This window comes from Paraburkholderia graminis (assembly GCF_003330785.1).
Taxonomy (GTDB): domain Bacteria; phylum Pseudomonadota; class Gammaproteobacteria; order Burkholderiales; family Burkholderiaceae; genus Paraburkholderia; species Paraburkholderia graminis.
Map to the genome: position 1 here is coordinate 2,015,531 of NZ_CP024934.1, position 24,876 is coordinate 2,040,406.

The following is a 24,876-nucleotide window of genomic DNA, read 5'->3' on the forward strand; positions in this document are numbered from 1 at the left end:
CAGGGGTGTTGCGCGGTTGGCGCTGCGGTTGCCGCTTATTTTGCGGCTTATTGGTAGCTTATTTCTTGTGGTCGAACGTGACGAGCTTGTTGTCGTTTGTGTCCGCCACGAAAATGGCGAGGAGGCGGGCCGGCTCGGTATCGCTCGCATTTTCGCTGACGGTGTGATGCGCGCCCGGCTTCTCGATCCAGTGCTCGCCCGCATGGAACACCTGCGCTTCCTTGCCGTCGACGCCGCTGCGAATCGCGCCCGACAACACATACGCGACCACGAAAGCCTTTCCGTGCCGATGCGGCGACGACTTGCCGCCCGGCGCGTAATCGACCACCAGCGCCGTCATTTTCTTGCCGGGCACGTTGGCGATCGCTTCGGCGAAGGCAGGCGTGATAGTCTCGGCAGCGGCAGCGGCGGCGGCTTGGCCGGTTGAGTCGGCGGCAAGCGCGGGTTGTGAAGTGGCGAGCATGCCGAAACCGGCGAGCGTTGCCGCGGCAATCAGGGTGTGTAGTTTCATTGCGTCATCTCCGAGTCTGCGTCTTCATGTTGTGCGGCGTCTGCGTTATTCGCATGCGAAGCCGCGTTTGCCGAATTGGCCCAGCTAGCCGCCACTGCGGATAACTCGCCGCGTGCGCGTTCGAGCGCTTCGGCTCGTGCTTCCTGATTCGCGAACTGCAACGGCTGGGCATCGACGAACGTCGGCGCCGCGACGCCGAGAAATCCGAACGCGGCTTTGAGCGCGGGCGTGAGCGCGTCCATCGACGCGTACGGCGAGCCCGGCCGCAAGTCCGCGCCGCGGCTCGTGATGAACAGCACTTTCTTGCCCGCAAGCTGGCCGACGATGCGGCCGTCGTCGCCATGCTTATAGGTAACGCCGGCGCGCGAAATCGCGTCGACGAACGTCTTGAATGCGGACGGCATCGACCAGTTGTACATGGGCATCGCGAACACGAGCGCATCGGCGGCGAGCACGCGCTGGCAGAGCGCATCCGACGCCGCGAGCCGCGCCTTCATGGCCGGCGTGCGCTCGTGCGGCGCCGCGTAGATTGCGATCGCGAACGCTTCGTCGACGTGCTGCGGCGTATCGACGGAGACATCTAGATAATCGACTTCCAGGTCCGGGTGCCCGGCGCGCAGACGTTCAACAAAAAAACGGCTCAACGCCCGCGAGTTCGAACGCTCGCGTTTCGCGCTGGCATCGACATGCATGAGCTTCATCGTCGGTTCCTTCAGGGTTGAATGGGTGATGTGAGATTAGTGTCTGGAGTGGCTTTGGGAAATGACCGGTTTTTGGGAAATTGAGGTGGCCAGTTCGCGGCTGCGGGCGGACATTTCTAAAAAGCTCTGACATGCGATTTGTTGATAATTTATCTTATGTCAAATCAACTATTCGACGGCGCGCACACCTCATCACCTCCGATCCACCAGGCACTGCGGTGCAGCGCTTCTAACCGTCGCGTATGATTGTTAGCCCATTCCGGCGACGTACCCTATCCCATCCGATGTTCGACCTTCAGACCAGCCACGCCACGCTGCGTATTTTCGATGCGGTAAGAGCTCTCGCTTTCATCGGCGATCTGAGCATGGGACAGCCGACCGATCATTCGTTGCGCACCGGTTGGCTGGCAGTACGGCTCGCACAAGCGGCCGGACTCGAGGCCTCGGCCTGCGACGCGGTCCGCGAGGTGTCGCTGCTACGTTGGTCGGGTTGCACGGCAAACGCGGCAGGGTTCGCAACAGTGTTCGGCGACGACATCGCGGTCCGGACCGCGATGCTCGAGAGCAGGCCCGGCATCGCGGAGACGATTGGCGGCGTCGGCGCCGCGATGATGCCTCTCGCGCAAACTCACTGCGAAGTATCCGGCGAGGTCGCGCGAATAATGGGGCTTTCGAGTGGGACCGAAACGGCGCTGCGCCACATTTTCGAAACCTGGGACGGCAGCGGCGTGCCCGCACAACTCGCCCGCGAGGCGGTGCCGATATCCGTACTCGTCGTCGCGCTTGCTGGCGACCTGGAGGTGTTCAGCCGCACATATGGAGTCGAAGCGGCGCTTGCGCTGATCGAACAACGCTCCGGCGCGCGGTATCCGGAGAGCCTCGTCGCAGTCGCGACGCGCCACGCCGGCAGTTGGCTGACGGAACTGGAGCGCCAGGCGCTGGATGATTTTGACGTCGTGCTCGCGACCGCCGATATGCAACGGACCACGTCGGCGGAATTGATCGCCGACATCATCGATCTGAAATTGCCGTGGATGACGGGCTTTTCACGTGCGGTCGCAGTGACGGCCGCCGAATGCTACGCACGATTCGCGTCGGATGACGCAGCAGGCGCGCTTGTCTATCGGGCTGGATTGATTCATGGCATCGGCAGGGCCGCCGTGCCGAATGAAGTGTGGAACCTACCTACTCGCTTGTCGCCGAGCGCCTGGGAAAAGGTGCGGCTCGTGCCCTACTGGACGGAACGCGCCGGCAAGCAAACCGGCTCGCTCGGCGAAGCCACCGTGCTTGCGTCCCATGCGTACGAGCGGCAAGACGGCTCGGGGTATTTTCGCGGCGTGCGCGACCCGGCATTGACGTTGGAGGCTCGTGTGCTGGCTGCGTCGGTGGCATGGGTTGCGTTGCGCTCGACGCGCCCGTGGCGCGCCGCGCTGACCGATGAGGCGGCCGCACACGTGCTGCAAGACGAGGCTGCCAATGGCCGGCTATGCCGCGAGGTGGTGGACGCGCTGGTGGCGGAACGGATCCCCGTCGCAAGGCGCGCGGCAAGAAGTGTGTCACATGGTCCGCGTCTGTCTGCGAGAGAGATCGACGTCCTGCGTGCGATCTCGCGAGGTGCGAGCAACAAGCAAGCCGCGCAGGAATTGACGATGAGTCCGAGCACGGTGCGCACCCACGTCGAGAGCGTGTTTCGCAAGCTCGAGTGTTCGACACGCGCGGCAGCAACACTCAAGGCGTCGACGATGGGCCTGATCTAGCTGCATGGCGTTGCCCTGCCCTCAGCGAGACGATCCGGCCAGCACAATGTCCGGGACGCCGCCCGCCTGGACCGTGAGATAGACGACATCCTCATTTGTCTCGTTCTTGACGTGGTGAACGGTGCCCGGATCAACCGAGTAAAATTCGCGCACCTCGGTGCTCTGAACCTGACCGTCGATATTCAACTCGACGGTCAAGACGCCCCGGATCACGAGAAACCGGTCACTGACATTCGTGTGGTGATGCCATTGCGTTTCACCGCCGGCTTGAACCGTCGTTTGCAGGATCGAGCACCCTTCCTCGCGCAATAGCGTCTTGTACTGCACCTTGCCGTTGGCAAGCGGAATATCGTTGTCATTCATTTCATTCTCCGATGCGAGTCAGTAGCGTGTTGTGTCGCCGCGGCTCCAACGGCATCATGGCAGCCGACTGATCGCTGAGGTATCGGTCGAATGACCGATACGCGCGAGCGTGCCTCTAAAGCACGTTTCCGTTCCAGTCGAAAGAAGCCGGAATAGCGAAATTCTGCGCGCCTGAAAACACCTTGACGCGAAGCGAAGCCGGTTTTCAAGCCCAGCGAGATACTCCGCTGTCCGAATCAATGTTAATCAGGCTTTGCATGTGTGTCGCAGTGACGAACCAGCGCCTCCCATCCCGCCATCGTCATCTCAGCGACGGCCTGGAGTTCTGCTCTTTCGGCGCCGTCCCGCGCCCGGATCGCCATACCGCTTTGTACTGTTTGCAGGAACCTCGCGAGTTTCGCTATATCCACGGACCCCGGCAACTCACCCTCGGCAACGGCCCTTTCCAGGCGCGACACGAGCACATCAAACGCTCCACCTCGCGCGGCCCGCATCAAGTCGCCGAGCTCGGCATGGCCGTCGCTTCCGACGCTCCCCAGTGTGACCATGCAGCCGTGCGGCAGACCGCAATCGGCCCCAGTCATCGCCACGGCTGAGTCCCACAGATAGGCGAACGCCGCTTCGCGTGCTGTGACCGCCTTGCGAAAGCTTCCCAGCACCAGATGCTCGTAGGTCTCCGAGTAAAACCGCATCGCTTCGGCATATAGCTCGTCTTTCGATCCGAAAGCGGCATAGAGGCTGGTCGGGCCGACGCCGAGCGCATTGGTCAGGTCTGCGATTGAGGTCGCCTCATAACCCTTGATCCAAAAAAGCCTCATGGCTTGCGCCAATGCAGCCTCGCGATCGAAAGCGCGTGGCCTGCCGCGGCCACGAAGTGGGCGTCCAACGGTGCTCGGAGATTTCTCTGATTTTTTTTGCATCGATCACTACACAAATATCTTGACTGTCCGTACCGCCGATTTTACCATTTGTGCATCGATCACTACATAAAAGGCGGACAATGAACAACAATCTAGTCGGAAAACGGGCATTGGTTACCGGCGGGTCCCGGGGCATCGGCGCCGCGATCGCACTTGCGCTTGCAGAAGAAGGCGCGGACGTTGCGCTAACGTTTCAGAACTCAGCCGGGCGCGCGCAGGCAGTCGTGGCGTCAATCGAGAAGCTAGGCCGCCGCGGTGTCGCGATCCAAGCCGACATTGCCGATCCGGCCGCCATCAGGCGATCGGTCGATGAGGCCGTTGGCGCGCTGGGTGGGCTCGACATTCTCGTCAACAACGCTGCCATCGCTCGCTACAACACGATCGCCGACTTCGACCTGGCGGACATCGACGCTCTCCTTGCGGTCAACGTCCGCGGTCCCATTCTCGCGACGCAGGCAGCCATCCCTCACCTCAAAGCGGGCGGTCGGATCATCACGATCGGCTCCGCCGGAGCTGATCGCATCGTGGGCGCAGCGGGAACGGTCTACTACATGACCAAGTCCGCACTACAGTCGTTGACACGCGGGCTGGCTCAGGAACTGGGCCCGAAAGACATCACTGCCAACCTCGTTCAACCGGGCTCGACCGATACCGAAATGAACCCGGCTAATGGCGAGAGCGCGGACTTCCAACGCAGCCTCGCGCCGCTCGGGCGCTTCGCCGCGCCGGCTGACATCGCTGCGGCCGTCACGTTTCTTGCGAGCCCGGCGGCAAGGCATGTCACTGGAACAATTCTCACGGTCGACGGGGGCTTGCTGACTTAGGTCGGTAATGCACGATTTTTCGGCGCTCCAAAATTGCCGAGTGCATACATCCCAACAATCCACCGGCGCCCACCAATCCAGAAAACAATTTGACGGCATCACCGGCTCGTATATGCTGGTTAACAGGCGATCGTGATACCGCCGTCGGAAAACACGTTCATCATGTTTTCCGACGCAGCGAATACACGATCATCCGACGCGCAGCTTCTGTCAATGCCCCGTGCGATCAAGGCAGCGTGTTCAATACGTTCAACGTCGCTAATCGAGTGTCATCGTGAGAGTCCGTGGCCCTTTGGTGAGATGGAACCGCAGTCACGCGAGTCGTCCGCGCGCTGACGGCGCCATCGCCAACGGCAGCAGCGGCAGCCTTGCGTTCCGCCGCTTCCTGTCCGTCTTCAAGATCGTCTTTACAATCATCTCCCGCCGTTCAGTTCGGCGTCACAACTCTATCTCCGCGCGCGCCTTCATCGCGGTGCGTACAGACGAAGTCGCGTCGCTGTTGCCCTAGCGCCTCCCTCCTTTTTGCCGTTCGATCCGTCCGTCTGCGTGAACGCGTTCGCCTGAATCGCGCGTTTGCTTGCGTGCGCCGTTGCCTGACGTCCATCCGTCGCGCACGCGTGCGCCCGCTCGCGCATCGCGGCGGGCGGCATCGAACGGCTCATCAGATCGTCACGCGCGGCGCGTTCCGTTGACGGCGACCGCCTGCCCTGCTCCGAAGCCTTGAAGCAGGCCGTGCGGCCGCGAACTCGCGCCCCGCCGTGTTTCGAAGAATGTCGCGCCGCATTTCGTGGCCGGATAAACACATCTATTCGTTATGCGAACTAAACCACTGGTTGCCATCAGCGCCGACAGAACGACGATAGGCATGCATCCATCACACGTGGCCGGCGAAAAATACATCGCAGCGATCGTGGATGGCTCGCGAGCGCTCGCCATGCTGCTGCCCGCGTTCGGCGAGCGTCAATCGGCGCAAGACGTACTGGCCACTGTCGACGGCCTCCTCTTCACCGGCAGCTATTCAAATGTCGAGCCGCAACGCTACGGCGGCGAGCCGCACGAACCGGACACGCTCTACGACGCGGCCCGCGACTCAACGACGCTGCCTTTGCTGCGCGCCGCAATGGAAGCCGGCGTGCCCGTACTCGCCATATGCCGAGGATTCCAGGAAATCAACGTGGCGTTCGGCGGAACGTTGCATCAAAGCGTGCATACGAGTGCGGGCTTTGCCGACCATCGCGAGAACAAAGCAGACAGCCTCGACGTGCAATACGCGCCCTCTCATTCTATTTCTCTCGCGCCAGGCGGCTTATTGCAGCGCCTCGCATGCGGCGCAAATGAAGCGCGCGTGAATTCATTGCACGGCCAGGGCATCGAGCGATTGGGCGCGGGCCTCGCGATTGAAGCCACCGCGCCGGACGGGTTGATCGAAGCGGTCAGCGTAAAAAACGCGCGTGCTTTCGCGCTTGGCGTGCAGTGGCACCCCGAGTGGAAGCATGCGAGCGACGCGCTCTCCACCGCGATTTTTCGTGCGTTCGGCGACGCGTGCCGCAACCGGCTACGCATGACGACGAGTTACGGCGCGTCATCCGTCGCCGCGAAGCAAGGCTAACAGTAGCGCTATAAAACCGAGAGAAAAATCATGCATGACATCGACGATTTTCTGAAGAAGCACCATGTGACTGAAATCGAAGCGATCATTCCCGACATGGCCGGCATCGCGCGCGGCAAGATCATTCCGCGCAGCAAGTTCGAATCCGGCGAGTCGATGCGCTTGCCGCAAGCGGTAATGATCCAGACCGTCACCGGCGATTATCCGGACGACGGCACGCTGACCGGCGTCACCGATCCGGACATGGTGTGCGTTCCGGACGCCACGACAATCCGAATGATTCCCTGGGCCGTCGATCCAACCGCTCAGGTGATTCACGACTGCGTGCACTTCGACGGCACGCCCGTTGCCATCTCGCCGCGCCGCGTGTTGCGCCGTGTGCTGGAGTTGTATCGCGCGAAAGGTTGGAAGCCCGTCATCGCGCCCGAACTCGAGTTCTATCTGGTCGACATGAACAAGGACCCGGACCTGCCCTTGCAACCGCCGATCGGCCGAACCGGACGTCCCGAGACCGGACGCCAGTCCTATTCGATAGAAGCGGTCAACGAGTTCGACCCGCTCTTCGAAGACATTTACGAGTACTGCGAGGTGCAGGAACTCGAAGTCGATACGCTGATTCACGAAGTGGGCGCCGCGCAAATGGAGATCAACTTCATGCATGGCGATCCGTTGAAACTCGCGGACAGCGTGTTCCTCTTCAAGCGCACGGTGCGTGAAGCCGCCTTGCGTCACAAGATGTACGCGACGTTCATGGCGAAGCCAATGGAAAGCGAGCCGGGGTCGGCGATGCATATGCACCAGAGCCTCGTCGATGAAGAAACCGGCCGCAATCTTTTCACCGCCGCGGACGGCAAGCCGACCTCGCTTTTCACGAGCTATATCGCCGGTTTGCAGAAATACACGCCGGCATTGATGCCGATTTTCGCGCCGTACATCAACTCGTATCGGCGGCTGTCGCGCTTCATGGCCGCGCCGATCAACGTCGCGTGGGGCTACGACAACCGCACAGTCGGCTTTCGTATTCCGCATTCCGGGCCCGCCGCGCGCCGCATAGAAAACCGCATTCCGGGCGTGGATTGCAACCCGTACCTCGCGATTGCGGCGACGCTCGCGGCCGGCTATCTGGGCATCACGCAAAGACTCGAAGCCACCGAGCCGCTGCTTAGCGACGGCTATGAATTGCCCTATCAATTGCCGCGCAATCTCGAAGAGGGTCTAACGTTGATGAGCGCATGCGAACCCATTGCCGAAGTACTCGGCGAAAAATTCGTGAAGGCCTACCTCGCATTGAAAGAGACCGAATACGAAGCGTTTTTCCGCGTGATCAGTTCGTGGGAACGCCGGCATTTGCTGCTGCACGTCTAACGCACACAAAGCCAACAAGCCAAACACTGGAGGCAACATGAGTTACCGGACAGAAGACATCGCTTACATGCAGCCGGCGCAATTCGCGGCGAACACGCCTGCCGCGCAGCAACGCACTACCGCCGATTTCCGCGCACTCGATGCCGCTCACCACATTCATCCGTTCTCTGATATGGGCGCGCTCAATCGCAGCGGCAGTCGCGTGATCGTGAAAGCGCACGGCGTGTATCTGTGGGATTCGGATGGCAACAAAATTATCGACGGCATGGCGGGTCTTTGGTGCGTCAACGTCGGATACGGGCGCAAGGAACTCGCGGATGCGGCCTATCGGCAGATGCAGGAACTGCCCTACTACAACACGTTCTTCAAGACCACGCACCCGCCGATAATCGAGTTGTCTGCCTTACTCGCCGAACTCGCGCCCGAGCCGTTCAATCACTTTTTCTACTGCAATAGCGGCTCGGAAGGCAACGATACGGTGCTGCGCATCGTTCATCAATACTGGGCCACGCAGCGCCGGCATTCGAAGAAGATCGTGATTGCGCGCAGAAACGGTTATCACGGCTCGACCATCGCAGGCGCGACGCTCGGCGGCATGGGTTATATGCATGAGCAGATGCCGTCGAAAGTCGAGAACATCGTGCATATCGATCAACCGTATTTCTTCGGCGAAGCAGAAAGCGGCCAGACGCCCGAGGAATTCGCGCTGGCTCGCGCGCAGCAACTCGAAGCAAAGATCCTCGAATTTGGCGCTGAAAACGTGGCCGCGTTTATCGGCGAGCCGTTCCAGGGCGCGGGCGGCGTGATCTTTCCCGCGTCGACTTATTGGCCGGAAATTCAGCGTATTTGCCGCAAATACGACGTGCTGCTAGTCGCGGACGAAGTGATCGGCGGATTCGGGCGCACCGGCGAATGGTTCGCTCATCAGCACTTTGGTTTCGAGCCCGATCTCATCACGCTCGCCAAGGGGCTCACGAGCGGCTATGTGCCGATGGGCGCCGTCGGTTTGCACGATCGCATCGCAACCGCGATTATCGACAACGGCGAGTTCAATCACGGCCTCACCTACTCCGGTCATCCCGTGGCCGCAGCCGTTGCGGTAGCGAACCTCAGGTTGCTGCGCGACGAGAACATTGTCGAGCGCGTGAAGACGGACACCGGTCCGTACTTCCAGAAAAAACTGCGTGAGACGTTCGCCAATCATCCGATTGTCGGCGACATTGCCGGCGCCGGACTCGTGGCCGGCTTGCAACTCGCGGAACAACCTGCATCGCGCAAACGCTTTGCGAATGGCGGCGATGTCGGCACGCTCTGCCGCGACTTCTGCTTCAACGGCAATCTGATCATGCGCGCAACCGGCGACCGCATGCTGCTGTCGCCGCCGCTCGTGATCAGCAGGGAGGAAATCGACGAGATCGTTGCGAAGGCGAAAAAGGCCGTCGATGCGACAGCACGGCAACTGGGCCTTTTATAACGGACTGCGGCTTCAGGCATGCGCGCATGCGTCAGGCACGCGCATGCCGCCGACGCTCACGCCGACGCCGACGCTGAAAACCGCGCGGCAACGGCGGTTCGTGACACTTCGCATTTTCCGCACCTTAACTTCGCGATTGACAGGTTTATCCGATACGGATACTGCCGCAGACTGGGCTCATCATCAACACGGACATTGTCCGAGAAAGGACCCGATCATGCGAAGCTATCCGCTTAACAGCAAAGAGGCAGCAGCGCGTATCGTCGCGCTTGCGCTCACTTCGGACGGCCATGTGTGCAGTTCGGAAGAACGCGCACTCGAGAAGCTCGACATAGCCGGCGAACTCGGCCTCGCGCCGGCGCAGTTCGCGCAGATCCTGCAGACGCTGTGCGAGGACCGCTCGATCGCGCAGCTATCGTCCGCGCCACCGATGGGCCGCCTGGACACCGCGCTGCTCGCCACGCTGATCGACGAAATAGACGATCCCGCGCTGCGCCGCAAGGTCATCCGCCTATGCGTCGCGGTGACGGTCGCTGACGACTATCTCGCGGACGGCGAAATCGCGCTGCTCGCCGCGGTGTTCGATGCGTGGGGACACCAACTGAAACCGGTCGCACGTCGCCACGGCTTTCCGTCGCATGTGATGCGCAACTACGAGCGCGCGCTCGCCATCACCTGAGAAGCCAGCGCATGATGCTGCCCGCGGCGCGAGCGGATTGCGTGAATCTCTTCGACCACGCCGTCCGCGCGGCCGAGCGGGCGCAAACCGCGCAGCAGCGACAACTCTTCCGCGCCCAGTTCGGCGAGCGGAAACACGCCGAGGCCGCGCGCGGCGAAGACGGCCATCAGCGCGCTGTCCTCGAACTCGCCGACGACGCGCGGCCGGATGCCGTGCGAATCGAACCAGCGATCGAGCCGCGCTCGCAACGCGGCGTGACGCGTGGGCAGTAGCACGGGCAAATCGGCAAGACAGTGCGGAAAACTCGCGCGCGCGGATTTGCGCACGATTTCCGCAGGACCGTACCAGTCGACGGGCGAGCCGACGAGCCGCTGACTCAGCACACGCAGATCGGAATTGTGCGGCGCCGGCTGGCAAGCGAGCACCAGATCGAGCCGATGCAGCGCGAGCTCGGACAGCAACTGCGCGGGCTCTCCCTCGTGACACAGCAGCCTGAGCGACGGCGTGCCGAGCACGGGCGCGAGAAGCGCATGCGCCGCGAGCTTTGAAATGCCATCGGACAGGCCGACCGCAAGGCGCGCGACGCCTTCGCCGCCCGCCTCTTGCATGTCGTCGAGCAGCGCCTCGCCGAGCTGAAAAATCTGCTCCGCGCGGCTGAACGCGGTCTCACCGGCTTCGGTCATCGCGACGCCGCGGCCGGCCGGTTTCAGCAATTGCCGCCCGATGGATTTTTCGAGTTCGCGCACCTGCGCGCTGATGGTCTGAACCGCCATATCGAGCCGCTCGGCTGCGCGCGCAAAGCCGCCCTCCTTCACGACGATCCAGAAATAGTACAGGTGACGGTAGTTGAGCATGGCACGGCCGATATAAATTAGCTTCGGAAAAACTGATATGTCGATCAGCTTAACACTGGTTTATCCGATCCACGCATTGGGCGATCATGATCGCTATCGCATCGCTATTCCACCGTTATTCAACCCCATTCGCCGACGAACTCATGGACACCCTGCTCACACTCGCTGCCGATCCCGCCGCATGGGTCGCGCTTCTCACGCTCGTCGTGATGGAGATCGTGCTCGGCATCGACAACCTGATCTTCATCTCGATCCTCAGCAACAAGCTGCCCGTGGCGCAGCGTGCGCGCACGCAGCGTCTCGGCATCATGCTCGCGCTCGTGCTGCGGCTCGGCCTGCTCGGCACGGTCGCATGGATCGCGCAACTGACCGCGCCCGCGATCACGCTGTTCGACCACGCGTTTTCATGGCGCGATTTGATTCTGCTTGGCGGCGGCCTGTTCCTCGTGTGGAAAGCGACGCGTGAAATGCACCATCACGTCGTGCACGCGCAGGCGGACCACGAAGACCGCAGCGCGGGCAGCACCGTTCAGTTGACCGTGGCGAGCGCCATCGGCCAGATCCTGCTGCTCGATATCGTGTTTTCAGTCGACAGCATCATCACGGCGGTCGGCATGACCGACCATTTGCCGATCATGTTCCTCGCGGTCATCAGCGCGGTCATGGCGATGCTGTTCGCGGCGCGCCCGCTGTCGCAATTCATCGACCGCAATCCGACCATCGTCACGCTCGCATTGAGCTTCCTGCTCGTGATCGGCATGACGCTGATTGCGGAAGGCTTTGGAACGCATGTGCCGAAGGCCTATATCTACGTGGCGATGGCTTTCTCCGCGTTCGTCGAGGCAGTGAACATGCTCGTGCGCCGCTCGAAGTCGAAGCGCGCTGCGGGCACCGCTCGATGAGCGTTTCCACCTCTCGTAACAAGGAGCGACACCATGAAATGCCCTGCTTGCAAAACGCCTGACCTGCTGATGACCGAGCGCCGCTCGATCGAAATCGACTACTGTCCCCAGTGCCGCGGCGTGTGGCTCGACCGCGGCGAGCTCGACAAGCTGATCGCGCAAGACGCCGCCGAAACAGCCGCGCCAGCCGCGCCAGCCCCGCCTGCCCACGCGCGCCCGAGCCACGACGACTATCGGGATCGCGATCGCGGGCATGTCTACGACGATCAACGCCGTTACGACGATCATCGATCGGGTTATCGGACGCACAAGAAAAAGCGCTCGATTTTCGACGTGTTCGACTTCGATTGAGCGCTTAAACCTGCGTCATACGCCTCGCGTGGCCCTGCTACTTCGCGCGCGCTTGCGGCCCGTCACCGCGCCGCGTCGCAATCGGCTCGGCCACGCTGAAGAGCAGCAGCAGACACAGCAGCGCCGTGCCGACCATATACAGAAACACGCTCGTCCAACTGAACTTGTCGAGCAGAATGCCGACGACAAGCGGAGCGCATGCGCCGCCAATCTGCCCGACACAGTTAACGATGCCGAAGGCCGTCGGATAAGTGGACTTGGTCGCGAGTCCCATCGGGTACGCGGAATAACCGGCGAAGCCGATGCCAAGCATCAGGCCCGCGAGCATCAGCGCGACGCCGAGATACGCGACGCTGTCCGGCGCGTCGATCAGCAGCAGCATCATCAGCATGGTGCCGAGCGCGCCGAGCATCATCATCGGCTTGCGGCGGCCGGCGAGCAGCCGGTCCGATATGACGCCGCCGAGCATGTTGCCGGCCACCGCGCCGATAAACGGCGCCGACGCGAGAAAGCCCATTTTTACCGACGCAAAACCCTTGACCGTGACGAGGTACGTCGGCATCCACGACATGAAAATATTGCCGATGCCGATCATGCAGCCATAGCCGATCGCGACGCCCAGAATATTCCACGATCCGAACACCTGGCGGATCGTCTCGAGTTGCGCGACAGGCCTGGTCCGATTGAACGCGTCGAGATACGGAATACGCGCGACTTCATTGCGGCGCGACGCGGTGGCGCCCCGGCCCTGGCGCGGGGTATCGTCGGCGATATAGCGCTGCTCGGCTTCCGAACAGAAGCGGTTTTCACTGGGCGAATTCGTGACGAGAACCATCCACACGACAGCAAGCACAAGGCCCGGCACCGCGAAAACATAAAAGATCTCGCGCCATCCCCACAACTGGATCACGACGATGCACACCGACGGCACGATCAGCGGCCCGAGCTTGGACGCGGCGATCCACAGGCCGGTGGCCGTGCCCTTCTCTTTCGCGGGAAACCAGCGGTTGATCACGTTCGTGCAGCCGATCCCCAACGGACCCTCGGATAACCCGAGACCGACGCGGTACGCCTGGAGCAGAAACACCGACGACGTCGTGCCCATCAGCCCGGTAAATACCGACGTGAGAATCATGAAGACCGAAAACAGAAAGCCCGTGGTCTTTTCACTGAGCCGCTTGTAAAGCAGGCCGACGGGTATCTGCACGAAGCCGTACGCAAACGAAAAGAGACTCACGATGAGTCCCGCCTGCGTGTTCGTGATGCCGTATTCCTTTTTCAGGTACGGCAGCGCAAAGCCGAAATTGGCGCGGTCCGCGCAGGCAATCGCCCAGATGCAGAAGATCAGCCCCATCACGATCCAGCGGTGGCCCGTGCGCTTTTGCGCAAGCGGCGCGGCTTTCGCATCCGCGACCACACTCTCCGCATTATTCATGGCGAGTCCCTCGCGAGCTTGCGTCGGGACGGGAATGCAATTGCGAGTGCAACGGCGGGTGCATCGGTAAAAAACCTGATGCAGCGAGAGGCGTCATGCAGCGGCATGTTTTCACGCTTTGTCTCCGATGTATTTAGAACTTATTAGCCGCTTCCCTTGAGGAAGCAGCCGAAGGAATGCTCCTTCCGATGCTTCGATTCTGCGGGCGGTGTCATGGGCCGTCCAATCTTTTCTCGCTATTAATTGATGCCTGGATTGAATCACCGGCGAGCGCGCCGTTACGCTTCGATCCGTGGATCAACTGATAGCGTTTTGGGATTGGACGCGATTCGTGAAAGGGCCCATCATCCGCCGACATCGCGACTGGATGCGTGCGCCGCTCGCCGCGCCGGCCGGATCGTCGACTACAACAAGGAGCGCCGCTTTGAAACCGAACATTCTGCAACTGAACCCCATTCTGATTCCCGCGATCAACGACACGCTCGCATCGCGCTACACGGTGCATCGCCTCTTCGAACAAAATGATAAGGATGCCTATATCAGTGAGCACGGCGCGTCGATCCTAGGCGTTATCACAGGCGGCCACACCGGCATTTCGAACGACCTGATCGAGCGCTTGCCCGCTCTGGAAGTGATCGCGGTCAACGGCGTGGGCACCGATGCAGTGGATCTGGCATTCGCGCGCTCCCGCGGCATTCCGGTGACAGCGACGTTCGGTGCGTTGACGGAAGATGTCGCCGACCTCGCGATTGGTCTGATGCTCGCGGTATGCCGCGAAATCTGCGCGGGCAACGAGTTCGTCAAATCGGGCAACTGGCAGAAGAATCCGCATCCGGGCGCGTTGCCGCTGTCGCGCCGCTTGAGCGGCAAGCGCGTCGGTATCGTCGGAATGGGCAAGGTTGGGCGTGCGATTGCGCAGCGCGCGAGCGCGTTCAACTGCCCGATCTCATACACGGATTTGCGCCGCATGGACGATGTGCCGCATCCGTTCGTCGCCGATCTGCTGTCGCTCGCGCGCGGTTGCGATTTTCTCGTGCTGGCCGCCGCCGCCGACAAGGCGCAAGGCATCGTCAATGCCGCCGTGCTCGATGCGCTCGGCAAGAACGGCTACCTGATCAACGTCGCGCGCGGCAAGCTCGTCGTGGAAAGCGACCTCGTGCAGGCGCTGCAAGGCGGCGTGATCGCGGGCGCGGGACTCGACGTGTTCGTCGACGAACCAAACGTGCCGCCCGCGCTCTTCGACATGGACCGCGTTGTTTTGCAGGCGCATCGCGCGAGCGCCACGGTCGAATCGCGCACCGCGATGGGCGAAATGGTGCTGGCAAGCCTCGAACAGGCGCTCGCCGGGCAGCGTCCCGAGGGCAGTCTCACGACGTGATGCAGCGACCTGACGCAGCGACGTGATGCAGCACCGGCCCGCGGCTCGCCGCGGCGTCCGGATCGGATGGGGAGCGCGCGCACCTATAATGAGCGTCGACTTCCCTTCCATGCCGATACAAGAATGCTCGATCTCGGACAAGTGCGTTGCTTCGTCGCCGCGGCGACAGAACTGAATTTCAGACGCGCTGCCGCGCTGCTGCACATGACCCAGCCGCCATTGAGCAGACAGATTCAACTGCTCGAGGACAACCTCGGCGTGAAGCTGTTCGAACGCATTGGCCGCACCGTCAAGCTGACCACCGAAGGCCGCGTGTTTCTCGCCGACGCGACGCGTCTGCTCAATCTTGCCGAGCAGGCCGAAAGCACCGTACGGCGCGCGAGCAAGGGCAAGACGGGGCGCGTGCGGCTCGGTTTCACTGGCGCGGCCGGTTATGAGCTGATTCCCGAGTTGCTGGTCGCCGCCGCCGACGTGCTGCCCGAGATCGACGTCGTACTGCTCGAACTCGTTTCCGCCGCGCAGATCGAAGCGTTCGCCGCGAATGCAATCGACCTCGGCTTTCTGCGTCCGTTGCAATCGAGGCAAAAGCTGGAGTTTCTTCTCGTCGACGAAGAGCCGTTGATCGTCGCGCTGCCGAGGCGCCACGCGTTGTGCCAGTTCGAGCGGATCGAACTGAAGCAGCTCGACGAGCAGCCGTTCATCATGCATTCGCCCGCGCAAGGCAAATACTTTCATGACCGCATCATGGGCATGCTCGCGGCCGAAGGCGTGAATCTGAACATCGCGCAATACATCGATCAGACGCCCACGATTCTGTCGCTGGTTCGCGCGGGACTCGGCCTCGCGATTCTGCCCGCGTCTGCGCAACGGTTTCATTACGACAATGTCGAGTTCCGGCATATCGCCGGCAACACGATCCACGCGGAAATGAGCATGGCCTGGCGCGCGGATCAGGACAATCCCGCCGTCACCGCATTCCGCCTGATGGCCGCGGAATATTTCGCGAATGTGGCGAATGTGGCGAACGTCACTAACGCGAAGCGAGCCGCGCCGAACCCATAGCAGCTCTCGCACGACCAGGTATAGCGCTTGCGCGACGTTGCATCACTCCTTCCCCTTCCGTTACGGGACGAATGCGATGATCGTGCACCATCTCAACTGCATTTCGACCTGCCCGCTGGGCGGCCGCCTGATGGACGGACGCACGCGTTCGCTCGCCGAGCGCGGGTTGCTCACCTGCCACTGCCTGCTGGTCGAAACTTCCGCGGGGCTCGTGCTGGTCGACACCGGCTTCGGTCTGCGCGACGTCGCCGATCCGCGCTCGCGGATCAGCCGTTTTTTTCTCGGACTCGTGAGCCCGGATTTCCGCGAGGAAATGACCGCGATCCGCCAGATTCAGCGGCTCGGTTTCGATCCGCGCGACGTCACGCATATCGTGCTGAGCCATCTCGACTTCGATCATGCGGGCGGCCTCGACGACTTTCCGCACGCCACCGTGCACCTGTTGCGCGTCGAGCGCGATTACGCGTTCGAGCAAAGAACGTGGATGGACCGGCAGCGGTTTCGTCCGCAGCAGTGGTCGACGTCCGCGAAATGGCGCGTGTATCAGGCAAGCGAAGGCGAAACGTGGAATGGCTTTTCGCGCGTGCAGCAATTCGACGGACTGCCGCCCGAATTGCTCGTCGTGCCGTTGCGCGGACACACGTTCGGTCATGCGGGCATCGCCGTAAATACGACGGGCGACCGGTGGCTGTTCAACGCGGCCGACGCCTATTTCCATCACGCCGAAATGCATGCAAAACCGCATTGCACGCCGGGGCTGCGCTTTTATCAGTGGATGCTCGAAAAAGATCGCGCGGCGCGCTTCGATAATCAAAGCCGGTTGCGCGACCTCGCATTGACGAGCCAGGCGGTGAGCGTGTTTTGCAGTCACGACGTGACCGAGTTCGAACGGCTCGCGAAGCGTCCCGCGAACATGCCGGCGCGCCGGGCCGTCGACACCACTGCCGCCCCGCACGCGGCCTGGTCGTCCGACAATCGCACGGCCTAGCGCCGTCAACAAAAGAACAGACAACAACGAAGAAGCCGGCGCGCCAGCCACCGCGCCTGCGATGAAATCCAGTATGCTGAGCGCTTCAGCCGCCCGGCTCGAATGGATGTCGTCCTTCGCCCTTCTTCGTCATGAATCTTTCCTTTGAAGTCCTTCAGGTGCTTGACGCCGTCGATCGAACCGGCACCTTCGCGAGCGCCGCGGAAACGCTGCATAAGGTGCCGTCGTCGCTCACGTATCTGGTGCAGAAGCTCGAGCTCGATCTCGGCGTCAAGCTGTTCGATCGCAGTGGCCGGCGCGCCACGCTCACGCATGCGGGGCGCGTGGTCGTCGAGGAAGGCCGCCGTTTGCTGGCCGCAGCAGAAGATCTGGAATGCAAGGCGAAGCGCATCGAGCAAGGCTGGGAGTCCGACCTGTACGTCGCCGTCGACGAGATCATTCCGTTCGCGCTGCTGTGGGATCACGTCGGCGAGTTTTATAAGCTCAAGCTCGACACGCGCCTGAATCTGTCGACGGAAGTGCTGGGCGGGTCGTGGGACGCGCTGCTCACGCGCCGCGCGGATCTGATTGTCGGCGCCGCGGGCGATCCGCCGCCGATTCCGAATCTCGTCGCAAAGCCGATCGGCTCATTGCGGCACGTATTCGTGGTCGCGCCCGATCATCCGCTCGCAAGCATGCCCGGACCGCTGACGCTCGACGTGGTCGCGCGCTATCGCGCGGTGGCGATCGGCGATACGTCGCGCAAACTCGCGCCGCGCACCATCGCGCTTGCCGACAATCAGGAAGTGCTGACCGTGCCGACGCTCGGAACCAAGCTCGCCGCGCAGTTGCGCGGGCTCGCTGCCGGCACGATCCCCGAATGCCTCGCCGTCGAGGCGCTCAGGAACGGCGACCTGGTGCAGAAAGAAGTGCTCGGCATGCGCGAGATCACGCATTTTTATCTGGCATGGCGCGACGACGAGACGGGCAAGGCGCTGCGCTGGTGGGTCGAGCGCCTCGATCATCCCGACCTGGTCGACCAGGCCGTGCAACGGCAAATGCTCGACATGCAGATCAGTCCGCCGTGATGCAGACGCACCCGTGACTCAGGCGTGACTCGGGCATAACCCAGGCCGCTCAAAGCCAATGCCGCGCGCCGGCTAGCATCCTTCGCTCACTCTCGGCTGCCGCGAATGCCTGACAGGCGGCACACGCGCCTCGCCTTCGCTGTGCGCGCATTGCGGCACCATCGCGGCCGAAGCCCTCGCGGTTTCGAGCAGTTGCAGCGCCGCCCGGAAATCGTCGAAATCGAGCCCCTGCGTGAGTTTCGCGCACGCCGATTCGATCAGGCGCACCGCATCGGCAGCACGCCCTTGCGCGCACCACAGGCGGCCGAGACTGGTGGCCGCGCGCAACTGCAACGAAGCGCAGCCTTGCGCGAGCGATTCCTCCATTGCCGCCGTCAGGCACGCGTTCGCATCCATCGCGGCGCTGCCAATTGAAAACACATCGGCATCCTGAAGCAGCAACTCGCCCTGCACGCGCCGCAGTTCGACCACATACCAATGGTCGCCGCTTTCGTCGCATTGGGCCAGCGCGCGCGTCACCGCGGCGAGGGCTTCCTCGCGCCGTCCCGCGCGGCCCAATGCGAGCGCGTACTGCGCGACCAGCATCGCGCGTTGCGCGGCGTATTCGAGCGCGTCGAGTTCGTCGAGCGCCGCGCGAAATGCCTGGAGACGCGCGGGGCTCACGTCGTCGAATGAACGCAGGTACTCGTGGAAACAGCGCGCGCACGCTTGAGAGACACCGAGGCCCGTGCGCGCCGATACATCGCGCAGCAACGCGATGGCGTCTGCGGCCCGCTCGCGTTGACCCGACAGCAACGCGAGTGGAATCTCCGCTTCGACGAGCACGTAGCAGGTGACGATCGCCTGGTCTTCCGCGCACGCGCTCGCGACGCAGGCTTGCGCGAGATCGAGCGCCTCGTCGCGCGCGCCCTGAAACCACAGCAGCCGTGCAAGCGTCGCGCGGCCGACCACGCCCTGATCGATGGATTGACCGAGCGGCAAACCGTGCTGCAGCGTATCCGCTTGCAGCAGAAAGCGTTCGAGCGACGCGCGCGCCTGCTGCTGATTGCCCGCGTAGTGCCACGCTATGCCGAGAAGCCGCGCGGCGAGAATGCCGTTGCTCGTGTCGCCGGTCTGCGCCGCGAGCGACGCAAACCGATGCGCGAACGCCAGCGCATTGCGCGCCGCGCCCGACGACTGGCTCGCGTTCCACATGCCCCACAACGCGCGCGCTTCGAATGCGCGGTCGGCAAGCGCGATGGCGAGCGCCAGCACCTCGGCCCAGACCGCGAGCGTTTCGCGGTTCGGTCCGTTGACGTAGACGAGCGCCGCACCGAGCGCCGCGAGCAGTTGCATGCGCACCCGCAGATGCCGGGTCGACCCCGACGCGCCATGCGTATGCGCGACGCTTTCCAGCGCGCGGCGCGCCCACGCGCAGCATTCGTCCACCAGCGAAAGCTCGTACAACAACGCGACCACCTTGACCGCGAGTTTTTCCGCGAGCGCGTCGTCGCCTTTCGACGAAAGCGCCCAGCCGAGCGCCGCGCGCAGATCGTCGAGCCAGCCGCGCATGCGCGCATGCCAACGGTCGGCGTCGGCATCGGCATCGCCTTCCGACAAGCGCGCTTCCGCCGACATATGACGCTCGAGCAAGCCGGTGAAATAGCGCGCGTGATTGAGCGTGACCGCGCGCCGCTCGCCGTTGTCGTCGAGCTTTTGCAGCGCGTACGCACGCGTGGTTTCGAGCAGCCGATAGCTCGCCTTGCCGCGCTCCACGCGCGCGACCACCAGCGACTTTTCGACGAGCCCCGAGACCGCCGCGATCACCCCGGCTTGCTGCAAGCCAGAGTCCGCGGCGACGGCAATGGCCGCGTCGATTGAAAAACTGTTGACGAAGATGCCGAGCCTGCGCAGCGTCGCGCGTTCGGCGTCGTCGAGCAGGCCGTGGCTCCAGTCGAGCGTGGCCTTCAAGGTCTGATGCCGCGGCAGCGCCGTGCGGTTGCCGCCCGTCAGCATGTCGAAGCGGTCGTCCAGATGATCCGCGAGTGTTTCGATGCCGAGCGTCGCCGCGCGCGCGGCCGCAAGTTCGATCGCAAGCGGTATGCCGTCGAGCCGGCGGCATACGGTGCCGGTCAATTGAATGCTGCGTTCGTCGGACGAAAAACGCGCGTCCATCGCACGGGCGCGCGACAGGAACAACTGCACGGCGCTGCGCTCGAGTACCTGCTGGCTTTGATCGTCGTGCGCGGGAACATCGAGCGAGGCGACCCAGTACAAGTGCTCTTGCGCGAGGCGCAGCGGCTCGCGGCTCGTGGTCAGCACGCGTACGCCCGGACCGGCATTCAGCAGCGCGTCGGCGAGTTCGGCGGCCGGGCCGAGCACATGCTCGCAATTGTCGATCACGCACAGCACGCGCCGCTCGCCCCACTCGCTGCTGACGCGCGTGAGCGTGAGCGGACCGCTCGCCTTGCTGACGCCGACGCTCGCGGCGAACATCGCGAGCACGCTGTTCGCGTCCGACGTCGATGCAAGCGGGATCAGATAGACGCCGTCCGGATACGCGTCGAGCAGGCGGCGCGCGACTTCGACCGCAAGACGCGTCTTGCCGATGCCGCCCGCGCCGAGCAGCGTGACGTGACGCGCCGATGCGAGCGCCTGCGCGACGTCGCGCAGCGCGTCGTCGCGGCCGATCAGCGGCGAGAAGCTCGCGGGCAGATTGTGCGGGATGTGAGCGGCCGCGCTCTGGCGGTCGTTGGCCGCCTGCAGGTCGCGGCCGAAACCGCTCAACGTCACGCCGCTCGCGTGCCGCACCGGCGATTGCCGCGCGACGAGCCGGTAGCCGCGGCCCGAGACGGTCTGTATGAGTCCGCGGCTCTCGCCCAGCACCTTGCGCAGCGCGGACATATGAACCTGCAGATTATTTTCTTCGACGATGGTGTCGGGCCACACTTCCTTCAACATGTCGTTCTTCGACACCAGTTCGCCTTTTGCGGCGATCAGGACGGCGAGCATGTCGAATGCGCGGCTGCCGATGCGCACGGGTTGTCCGTCGAGAAGCAGTTCCCGACTGGCCAGGTCCACCTGAAGCGGGCCGATGCGGATCATGAGGCGGTATCCAGAGCACGAGGGATGAAGATGCTGCCGGGCAATGGCTACCCGGCGATGAGTCCCCGAAGTCTAGACCAACAGTAATCACGCATGCGCGGAAAAAACTGAACCTATCGTTCAAAATTTTTGTACTGAACGAGCGGATGCTGAAGCTCGACCACCGACGCGAGAATCATCGCCGCGGCGTTGACCGGCACCGCGCTGCGCACTCTCGGCTTGTAGATCATGTCGTTCCGGCGGATCGTCGCGCCGCTCAGCGCGCAGCGTCCCTTCAGTCGCGCGCGGCAACTGATCCACACCTGGTCCGCATAACGGCACAGCGTGGCGTCCTGCCAGAGGACCGCAATCGACGTCTCCGACAGGCGCTCGATCACCTCGACCTGCCGATGCCGCGACGGCCCGTTGGCGGCCTCGCGCGTGAGCGGCAGCACGCGATACGGCTCGCCTTCGGCGTCGCCGCGATAGCCTGCGAGAAGCCGTGCGATCACGTGATTCCAGATGGGCGCGCTGGTGCCGTCGCGCGCGTATTCGTGCTCATGTTCAGGTTCGTGCTCGCGCTCGTCGCGCGCTGCACGGCATTCGTCACGATGCACGCCCGCTTCGTGCCTGGCTGCATTCGTGCATTGCTTGGCGGGGGATTCGATGTGCATCGCGATTCTCCTCGAGTGTTGACTATGCGCCGGTGGTCCATGTTGCAGGCGGCTCGCCTCGCAAGGTCGGCTGCATCAGTGGCCGCATCAGTGGCCGCATCAGTGGCCAGGCGCGGCCTCGTAGTTGACCGGCACCCAGTCATACGTGCCGCCGTTTTTTCGAATATGCCCGATGCCTGGAAACGCGATATGCGCGGCGCCGATCAGGTAGCGCCGATTCGCGGCGAGTTCGAGCGCGCTGCGGCGCGAGCGTTGTGCAGCGGCGGCGTCGGTGTCGTATTCGACCGAGGCTGTCGGGTTCTGCAACTGGATCGCGGCCACATGCACGATGTCGCCCCACACGAGCAGATGCTCCGTGCCGCTCTCGATCAGATAACCGGTGTGGCCAGGCGTGTGGCCAGGCAACGCGATGGCGCGGATGCCTGCGTCCAGTTCGATATCGCTATCGACGTCGACATCGAACGGTTTGAAGCGGCCCGCCGCGATATACGGCGCGACGCTTGCGCTCGCGGCGTCGAAGAAGGTGCTCAGAAAAGCCGGCGCTTTCGCTTTGTTGGCCGGATTCAACCAGTAGTCGGCTTCGGCCCGGCTTGCTCGCACGAGCGCGTTCGGAAACGCCATCGTGCCGCTGCTCGCACTGTTGATCACGATCCCGCCGACATGATCCTTGTGCAGATGCGTGAGCAACACTTCGTCGATCTGTTCGGGCCGATACCCGGCCGCGCGCAGATTGGCGAGCAGCTTGCCGCAGCAATCGCCGTACAGCACCCCCGCGCCGGTGTCGATCAGGATCAGCTTCGAGCCCGTGTTGATCAGAAACGCGTTGATCGAGCCTTGCACCGGCGCGCTCAGAAAATCGCGTTCGAGGTCGCGCGCGATCTCGGCCTTCGACACGTCTTCAATCACAGTGTCGATGGGAAACGGATGCGTGCCGTCGAGCAGCGCCGTGACTTCTAACTTGCCGAGCATGAGCCGGTAAAAGCCCGGTCCTTGTGTCTTGACTTGCGGCGCGGCCGCAAGCGCCGCACTGCTTAAAAAGCCCGCGGCCATGCCCAAAATCATCATGCAACGCGCGGCCGCATGCAAAGTCCAGCTACGTTGAAACGACTTCATCTTCTGCTCCGTCAGGAATGAGCCGCGACTTTCGCCGGCTGGCTGAGATACGCATGAATCTGTGCGACGACCGCCGCGCCGTCGCCGACCGCCGCGGCCACGCGTTTCGCCGAATCCGAGCGCACGTCGCCGACCGCGAACATGCCCGGCACGCTCGTTTCGAGCGGATAGCGCAGGCCCGCCGCGGAGCCGCCCGCGTCGCTTCTTGCGATTCCTGTCACGACGAAGCCGCGATTGTCGAGTTCGACGCCGCTCGCCGTGAGCCAATCGGTTTTCGGGTCCGCGCCGATAAAGAGAAACAGATGCCGCGTGGCCACGACTTCTTCGTCGCCGCTCGCTTCGTGACGCACGCGCACTTGAGTGAGGCCCGCTTCGTCGCCTTCGAGCTCGCTCAACGTGCAGCCTGTGCACAACGACACGTTGGGCAGCGAACCGATCCGGTCGATCAGATACTTCGACATGCTCGCGTTGAGATCGCGGCCGCGAATCAGCATGCGGATGCTGCGCGCGAAGTTGGCGAGAAACACCACCGCCTGCCCCGCCGAATTGCCGCCGCCGATCAACACGATGTCCTGCCCCTTGACGAGCTTCGCTTCGATCGTCGATGCCCAGTAGTAGGTGCCGCGTCCCTCGAAACGCTCGAAGCCGGGCACCGTCGGCTTGCGATACGCGGCGCCGCTCGCCACCACGACCGTGCGCGCACTGATGCGCTGGCCGTCGACGAGCGTCAGCGCGAACATGCCGTCATCGCGGCGCACCTCCGTGACCTTGCCGGGAATCGCGAGATGCGCGCCGAACTTGAGCGCCTGCTGGAATGCGCGCGCGGCGAGCGCCTGACCCGAGATGCCGGTGGGAAAGCCGAGATAGTTTTCGATGCGCGAGCTCGCGCCCGCCTGGCCGCCAGGCGCACGCTGATCGAACACGGCGACGGACAGTCCCTCGGTCGCCGCATACACCGACGCGGCGAGTCCGGCCGGACCCGCGCCGACAATCGCGACGTCGTAGCGATGCGACTGCTCGAAGGTCGGCACGAGTCCGAGGCACGACGCGAGTTGCGCTTCATCGGGCGCGCGCAGCACATGTCCGTTCGGGCAGAACACCAGCGGAAAATCGCCGGGGCCGGTCGTCATGCCGCCGAGCAGCGCGACCGCCTCCGGGTCCGAGCGCGCGTCGATCACGGTCGCCGGATACGCATTGCGGCGCAGGAAGCCTTGCAGGCCGACGAGCCGCGCATCGTCGCCATTGCCGACGATGATCGGCCCGAGGCCCTGCTCGATCAGTCCGAGCCGCCGCAAGATCAGCGCACGCATGATGTGCTCGCCGAGTTGCGCATCGGCGACGATCAGCGCGCGCAGGCGCTCGGGTTCGATCACGAGCGTCTCGGCGTCCGTCAGCGCGAGACCGTCGATCAGCGCCGGCTTGCCGGACAGTTGCGCCATCTCCGCCATGAAATGCCCGTCGTCGTGTTCGGTGACGAGCGTCGAGCGGCCGAAGCTGTCGCGCGAAAAAATCCGCACGCGTCCATGCAGCAGCACGAAGAGTCCGAGCGCGACTTCGCCGGTCTTGAAGATGAGTTCGCCCGCCTTGAAGCTCATCGGCCGCGCAAAGCGCCGCACGCTCTGAATCTCCGCCGCCGACAGACGCGGAAACATTTGATGTTGCCGGTATTCGAGCGATGAATAAGGAAACTCGAGCTCCGACGGTTGCGAGGCGTCGAGCGAAAAACCGGAAGTGCTCATTGCGATGACCTTTGTATGCGTGACCCGTTGCCGCTCTCTTCTTCTCT

At 63.1% G+C, this 24,876-nt stretch carries 23 protein-coding genes; 13 read left to right on the forward strand and 10 right to left on the reverse strand.

The window, feature by feature from the left end:
• Positions 1-58: 58 nt before the first annotated feature.
• Both CUJ91_RS08970 and CUJ91_RS08975 read right to left on the reverse strand, forming a co-directional pair.
• Positions 59-511 (reverse strand): cupin domain-containing protein, encoded by a 453-nt coding sequence (locus tag CUJ91_RS08970; RefSeq protein WP_114156139.1) that lies wholly within the window; start codon positions 509-511, stop codon positions 59-61.
• Positions 508-1,212, reverse strand: a complete 705-nt coding sequence (locus CUJ91_RS08975; RefSeq protein WP_114156140.1) for an FMN-dependent NADH-azoreductase — start codon at positions 1,210-1,212, stop codon at positions 508-510. Before CUJ91_RS08975 ends, CUJ91_RS08970 begins: the two co-directional genes overlap by 4 nt.
• Before the next feature lie 284 nt (positions 1,213-1,496).
• Between CUJ91_RS08975 and CUJ91_RS08980 the strand changes: the two genes are divergently transcribed.
• Complete coding sequence (locus CUJ91_RS08980; RefSeq protein ID WP_107707773.1) at positions 1,497-2,969, forward strand: HD domain-containing phosphohydrolase; 1,473 nt, start codon at positions 1,497-1,499, stop codon at positions 2,967-2,969.
• Positions 2,970-2,990: 21 nt separating this feature from the next.
• On the opposite strand, the gene CUJ91_RS08985 is transcribed toward CUJ91_RS08980, so the two are convergent.
• Both CUJ91_RS08985 and CUJ91_RS08990 read right to left on the reverse strand, forming a co-directional pair.
• Complete coding sequence (locus tag CUJ91_RS08985) at positions 2,991-3,332, reverse strand: cupin domain-containing protein (RefSeq protein WP_006049034.1); 342 nt, start codon at positions 3,330-3,332, stop codon at positions 2,991-2,993.
• A 242-nt stretch (positions 3,333-3,574) separates the two neighbouring features.
• Entirely contained in the window at positions 3,575-4,162 is a 588-nt protein-coding gene (locus CUJ91_RS08990; protein WP_244230925.1) for a TetR/AcrR family transcriptional regulator, read from the reverse strand.
• Between the two features lie 170 nt (positions 4,163-4,332).
• Here CUJ91_RS08990 and CUJ91_RS08995 point away from each other — a divergent pair, with 170 nt between their 5' ends.
• The 6 genes from CUJ91_RS08995 (at position 4,333) to CUJ91_RS09020 (ending at position 10,203) form a co-directional block, all read left to right on the forward strand.
• The gene (locus CUJ91_RS08995; RefSeq protein WP_107707775.1) at positions 4,333-5,076 is read left to right on the forward strand and encodes an SDR family NAD(P)-dependent oxidoreductase; all 744 of its coding nucleotides are present in this window, start codon (positions 4,333-4,335) and stop codon (positions 5,074-5,076) included.
• A gap of 274 nt (positions 5,077-5,350) precedes the next feature.
• Positions 5,351-5,584, forward strand: a complete 234-nt coding sequence (locus tag CUJ91_RS34760; RefSeq protein WP_244230926.1) for a hypothetical protein — start codon at positions 5,351-5,353, stop codon at positions 5,582-5,584.
• A gap of 306 nt (positions 5,585-5,890) precedes the next feature.
• Positions 5,891-6,685: a gamma-glutamyl-gamma-aminobutyrate hydrolase family protein gene (locus CUJ91_RS09005; protein WP_029968477.1), complete on the forward strand. Its 795-nt coding sequence runs from the start codon at positions 5,891-5,893 to the stop codon at positions 6,683-6,685.
• A 30-nt stretch (positions 6,686-6,715) separates the two neighbouring features.
• Entirely contained in the window at positions 6,716-8,050 is a 1,335-nt protein-coding gene (locus CUJ91_RS09010; RefSeq protein WP_029968479.1) for a glutamine synthetase family protein, read from the forward strand.
• A 37-nt stretch (positions 8,051-8,087) separates the two neighbouring features.
• Complete coding sequence (locus CUJ91_RS09015) at positions 8,088-9,524, forward strand: aspartate aminotransferase family protein (protein ID WP_107707776.1); 1,437 nt, start codon at positions 8,088-8,090, stop codon at positions 9,522-9,524.
• A gap of 217 nt (positions 9,525-9,741) precedes the next feature.
• Positions 9,742-10,203: a tellurite resistance TerB family protein gene (locus tag CUJ91_RS09020; protein ID WP_107707777.1), complete on the forward strand. Its 462-nt coding sequence runs from the start codon at positions 9,742-9,744 to the stop codon at positions 10,201-10,203.
• Here the strand turns inward: CUJ91_RS09020 and CUJ91_RS09025 are convergent.
• On the reverse strand, positions 10,176-11,057 hold the full coding sequence (locus tag CUJ91_RS09025; RefSeq protein WP_006049042.1) for a LysR family transcriptional regulator: 882 nt from the start codon (positions 11,055-11,057) through the stop codon (positions 10,176-10,178). The two genes, CUJ91_RS09020 and CUJ91_RS09025, sit on opposite strands and share 28 nt — an antisense overlap.
• A gap of 143 nt (positions 11,058-11,200) precedes the next feature.
• Between CUJ91_RS09025 and CUJ91_RS09030 the strand changes: the two genes are divergently transcribed.
• Together CUJ91_RS09030 and CUJ91_RS09035 are read left to right on the forward strand one after the other, a co-directional pair.
• Complete coding sequence (locus CUJ91_RS09030) at positions 11,201-11,959, forward strand: TerC family protein (protein ID WP_044020922.1); 759 nt, start codon at positions 11,201-11,203, stop codon at positions 11,957-11,959.
• A gap of 33 nt (positions 11,960-11,992) precedes the next feature.
• On the forward strand, positions 11,993-12,310 hold the full coding sequence (locus CUJ91_RS09035; RefSeq protein WP_107707778.1) for a TFIIB-type zinc ribbon-containing protein: 318 nt from the start codon (positions 11,993-11,995) through the stop codon (positions 12,308-12,310).
• Between the two features lie 37 nt (positions 12,311-12,347).
• Here CUJ91_RS09035 and CUJ91_RS09040 read toward each other — a convergent pair whose 3' ends face one another.
• Positions 12,348-13,745: an MFS transporter gene (locus tag CUJ91_RS09040; RefSeq protein WP_107707779.1), complete on the reverse strand. Its 1,398-nt coding sequence runs from the start codon at positions 13,743-13,745 to the stop codon at positions 12,348-12,350.
• A gap of 424 nt (positions 13,746-14,169) precedes the next feature.
• Here CUJ91_RS09040 and CUJ91_RS09045 point away from each other — a divergent pair, with 424 nt between their 5' ends.
• The 4 genes from CUJ91_RS09045 (at position 14,170) to CUJ91_RS09060 (ending at position 18,240) form a co-directional block, all read left to right on the forward strand.
• Positions 14,170-15,123 (forward strand): 2-hydroxyacid dehydrogenase, encoded by a 954-nt coding sequence (locus CUJ91_RS09045; RefSeq protein ID WP_107707780.1) that lies wholly within the window; start codon positions 14,170-14,172, stop codon positions 15,121-15,123.
• A gap of 123 nt (positions 15,124-15,246) precedes the next feature.
• The gene (locus CUJ91_RS09050) at positions 15,247-16,185 is read left to right on the forward strand and encodes a LysR family transcriptional regulator (RefSeq protein WP_114156141.1); all 939 of its coding nucleotides are present in this window, start codon (positions 15,247-15,249) and stop codon (positions 16,183-16,185) included.
• A gap of 76 nt (positions 16,186-16,261) precedes the next feature.
• The gene (locus tag CUJ91_RS09055) at positions 16,262-17,173 is read left to right on the forward strand and encodes an MBL fold metallo-hydrolase (protein ID WP_053858118.1); all 912 of its coding nucleotides are present in this window, start codon (positions 16,262-16,264) and stop codon (positions 17,171-17,173) included.
• A gap of 131 nt (positions 17,174-17,304) precedes the next feature.
• Entirely contained in the window at positions 17,305-18,240 is a 936-nt protein-coding gene (locus CUJ91_RS09060; protein WP_006049049.1) for a LysR family transcriptional regulator, read from the forward strand.
• Between the two features lie 72 nt (positions 18,241-18,312).
• On the opposite strand, the gene CUJ91_RS09065 is transcribed toward CUJ91_RS09060, so the two are convergent.
• From CUJ91_RS09065 to CUJ91_RS09080, 4 genes are all read right to left on the reverse strand, one after another.
• Positions 18,313-21,324 carry an ATP-binding protein gene (locus tag CUJ91_RS09065; protein ID WP_114156142.1) on the reverse strand — a complete coding sequence of 1,004 codons (3,012 nt, stop codon included), beginning with the start codon at positions 21,322-21,324 and terminating at the stop codon, positions 18,313-18,315.
• A gap of 113 nt (positions 21,325-21,437) precedes the next feature.
• The gene (locus CUJ91_RS09070) at positions 21,438-21,977 is read right to left on the reverse strand and encodes a DUF3331 domain-containing protein (protein ID WP_029968496.1); all 540 of its coding nucleotides are present in this window, start codon (positions 21,975-21,977) and stop codon (positions 21,438-21,440) included.
• A gap of 99 nt (positions 21,978-22,076) precedes the next feature.
• Positions 22,077-23,090 (reverse strand): MBL fold metallo-hydrolase, encoded by a 1,014-nt coding sequence (locus CUJ91_RS09075; RefSeq protein ID WP_114156143.1) that lies wholly within the window; start codon positions 23,088-23,090, stop codon positions 22,077-22,079.
• 11 nt (positions 23,091-23,101) lie between these two features.
• Entirely contained in the window at positions 23,102-24,829 is a 1,728-nt protein-coding gene (locus CUJ91_RS09080) for an FAD-dependent oxidoreductase (protein WP_006049053.1), read from the reverse strand.
• Positions 24,830-24,876 lie beyond the last annotated feature (47 nt).

What these genes read in the sequence shown, in the direction of transcription:
- CUJ91_RS08970 (WP_114156139.1), bottom strand. Translation starts at nt 511, where the DNA reads ATGAAACTACACACCCTGATTGCCGCGGCAACGCTCGCCGGTTTCGGC.
- CUJ91_RS08975 (WP_114156140.1), bottom strand. Translation starts at nt 1,212, where the DNA reads ATGAAGCTCATGCATGTCGATGCCAGCGCGAAACGCGAGCGTTCGAAC.
- CUJ91_RS08980 (WP_107707773.1), top strand. Translation starts at nt 1,497, where the DNA reads ATGTTCGACCTTCAGACCAGCCACGCCACGCTGCGTATTTTCGATGCG.
- CUJ91_RS08985 (WP_006049034.1), bottom strand. Translation starts at nt 3,332, where the DNA reads ATGAATGACAACGATATTCCGCTTGCCAACGGCAAGGTGCAGTACAAG.
- CUJ91_RS08995 (WP_107707775.1), top strand. Translation starts at nt 4,333, where the DNA reads ATGAACAACAATCTAGTCGGAAAACGGGCATTGGTTACCGGCGGGTCC.
- CUJ91_RS09005 (WP_029968477.1), top strand. Translation starts at nt 5,891, where the DNA reads ATGCGAACTAAACCACTGGTTGCCATCAGCGCCGACAGAACGACGATA.
- CUJ91_RS09010 (WP_029968479.1), top strand. Translation starts at nt 6,716, where the DNA reads ATGCATGACATCGACGATTTTCTGAAGAAGCACCATGTGACTGAAATC.
- CUJ91_RS09015 (WP_107707776.1), top strand. Translation starts at nt 8,088, where the DNA reads ATGAGTTACCGGACAGAAGACATCGCTTACATGCAGCCGGCGCAATTC.
- CUJ91_RS09020 (WP_107707777.1), top strand. Translation starts at nt 9,742, where the DNA reads ATGCGAAGCTATCCGCTTAACAGCAAAGAGGCAGCAGCGCGTATCGTC.
- CUJ91_RS09025 (WP_006049042.1), bottom strand. Translation starts at nt 11,057, where the DNA reads ATGCTCAACTACCGTCACCTGTACTATTTCTGGATCGTCGTGAAGGAG.
- CUJ91_RS09030 (WP_044020922.1), top strand. Translation starts at nt 11,201, where the DNA reads ATGGACACCCTGCTCACACTCGCTGCCGATCCCGCCGCATGGGTCGCG.
- CUJ91_RS09035 (WP_107707778.1), top strand. Translation starts at nt 11,993, where the DNA reads ATGAAATGCCCTGCTTGCAAAACGCCTGACCTGCTGATGACCGAGCGC.
- CUJ91_RS09040 (WP_107707779.1), bottom strand. Translation starts at nt 13,745, where the DNA reads ATGAATAATGCGGAGAGTGTGGTCGCGGATGCGAAAGCCGCGCCGCTT.
- CUJ91_RS09050 (WP_114156141.1), top strand. Translation starts at nt 15,247, where the DNA reads ATGCTCGATCTCGGACAAGTGCGTTGCTTCGTCGCCGCGGCGACAGAA.
- CUJ91_RS09055 (WP_053858118.1), top strand. Translation starts at nt 16,262, where the DNA reads ATGATCGTGCACCATCTCAACTGCATTTCGACCTGCCCGCTGGGCGGC.
- CUJ91_RS09060 (WP_006049049.1), top strand. Translation starts at nt 17,305, where the DNA reads ATGAATCTTTCCTTTGAAGTCCTTCAGGTGCTTGACGCCGTCGATCGA.
- CUJ91_RS09065 (WP_114156142.1), bottom strand. Translation starts at nt 21,324, where the DNA reads ATGATCCGCATCGGCCCGCTTCAGGTGGACCTGGCCAGTCGGGAACTG.
- CUJ91_RS09070 (WP_029968496.1), bottom strand. Translation starts at nt 21,977, where the DNA reads ATGCACATCGAATCCCCCGCCAAGCAATGCACGAATGCAGCCAGGCAC.
- CUJ91_RS09075 (WP_114156143.1), bottom strand. Translation starts at nt 23,090, where the DNA reads ATGAAGTCGTTTCAACGTAGCTGGACTTTGCATGCGGCCGCGCGTTGC.
- CUJ91_RS09080 (WP_006049053.1), bottom strand. Translation starts at nt 24,829, where the DNA reads ATGAGCACTTCCGGTTTTTCGCTCGACGCCTCGCAACCGTCGGAGCTC.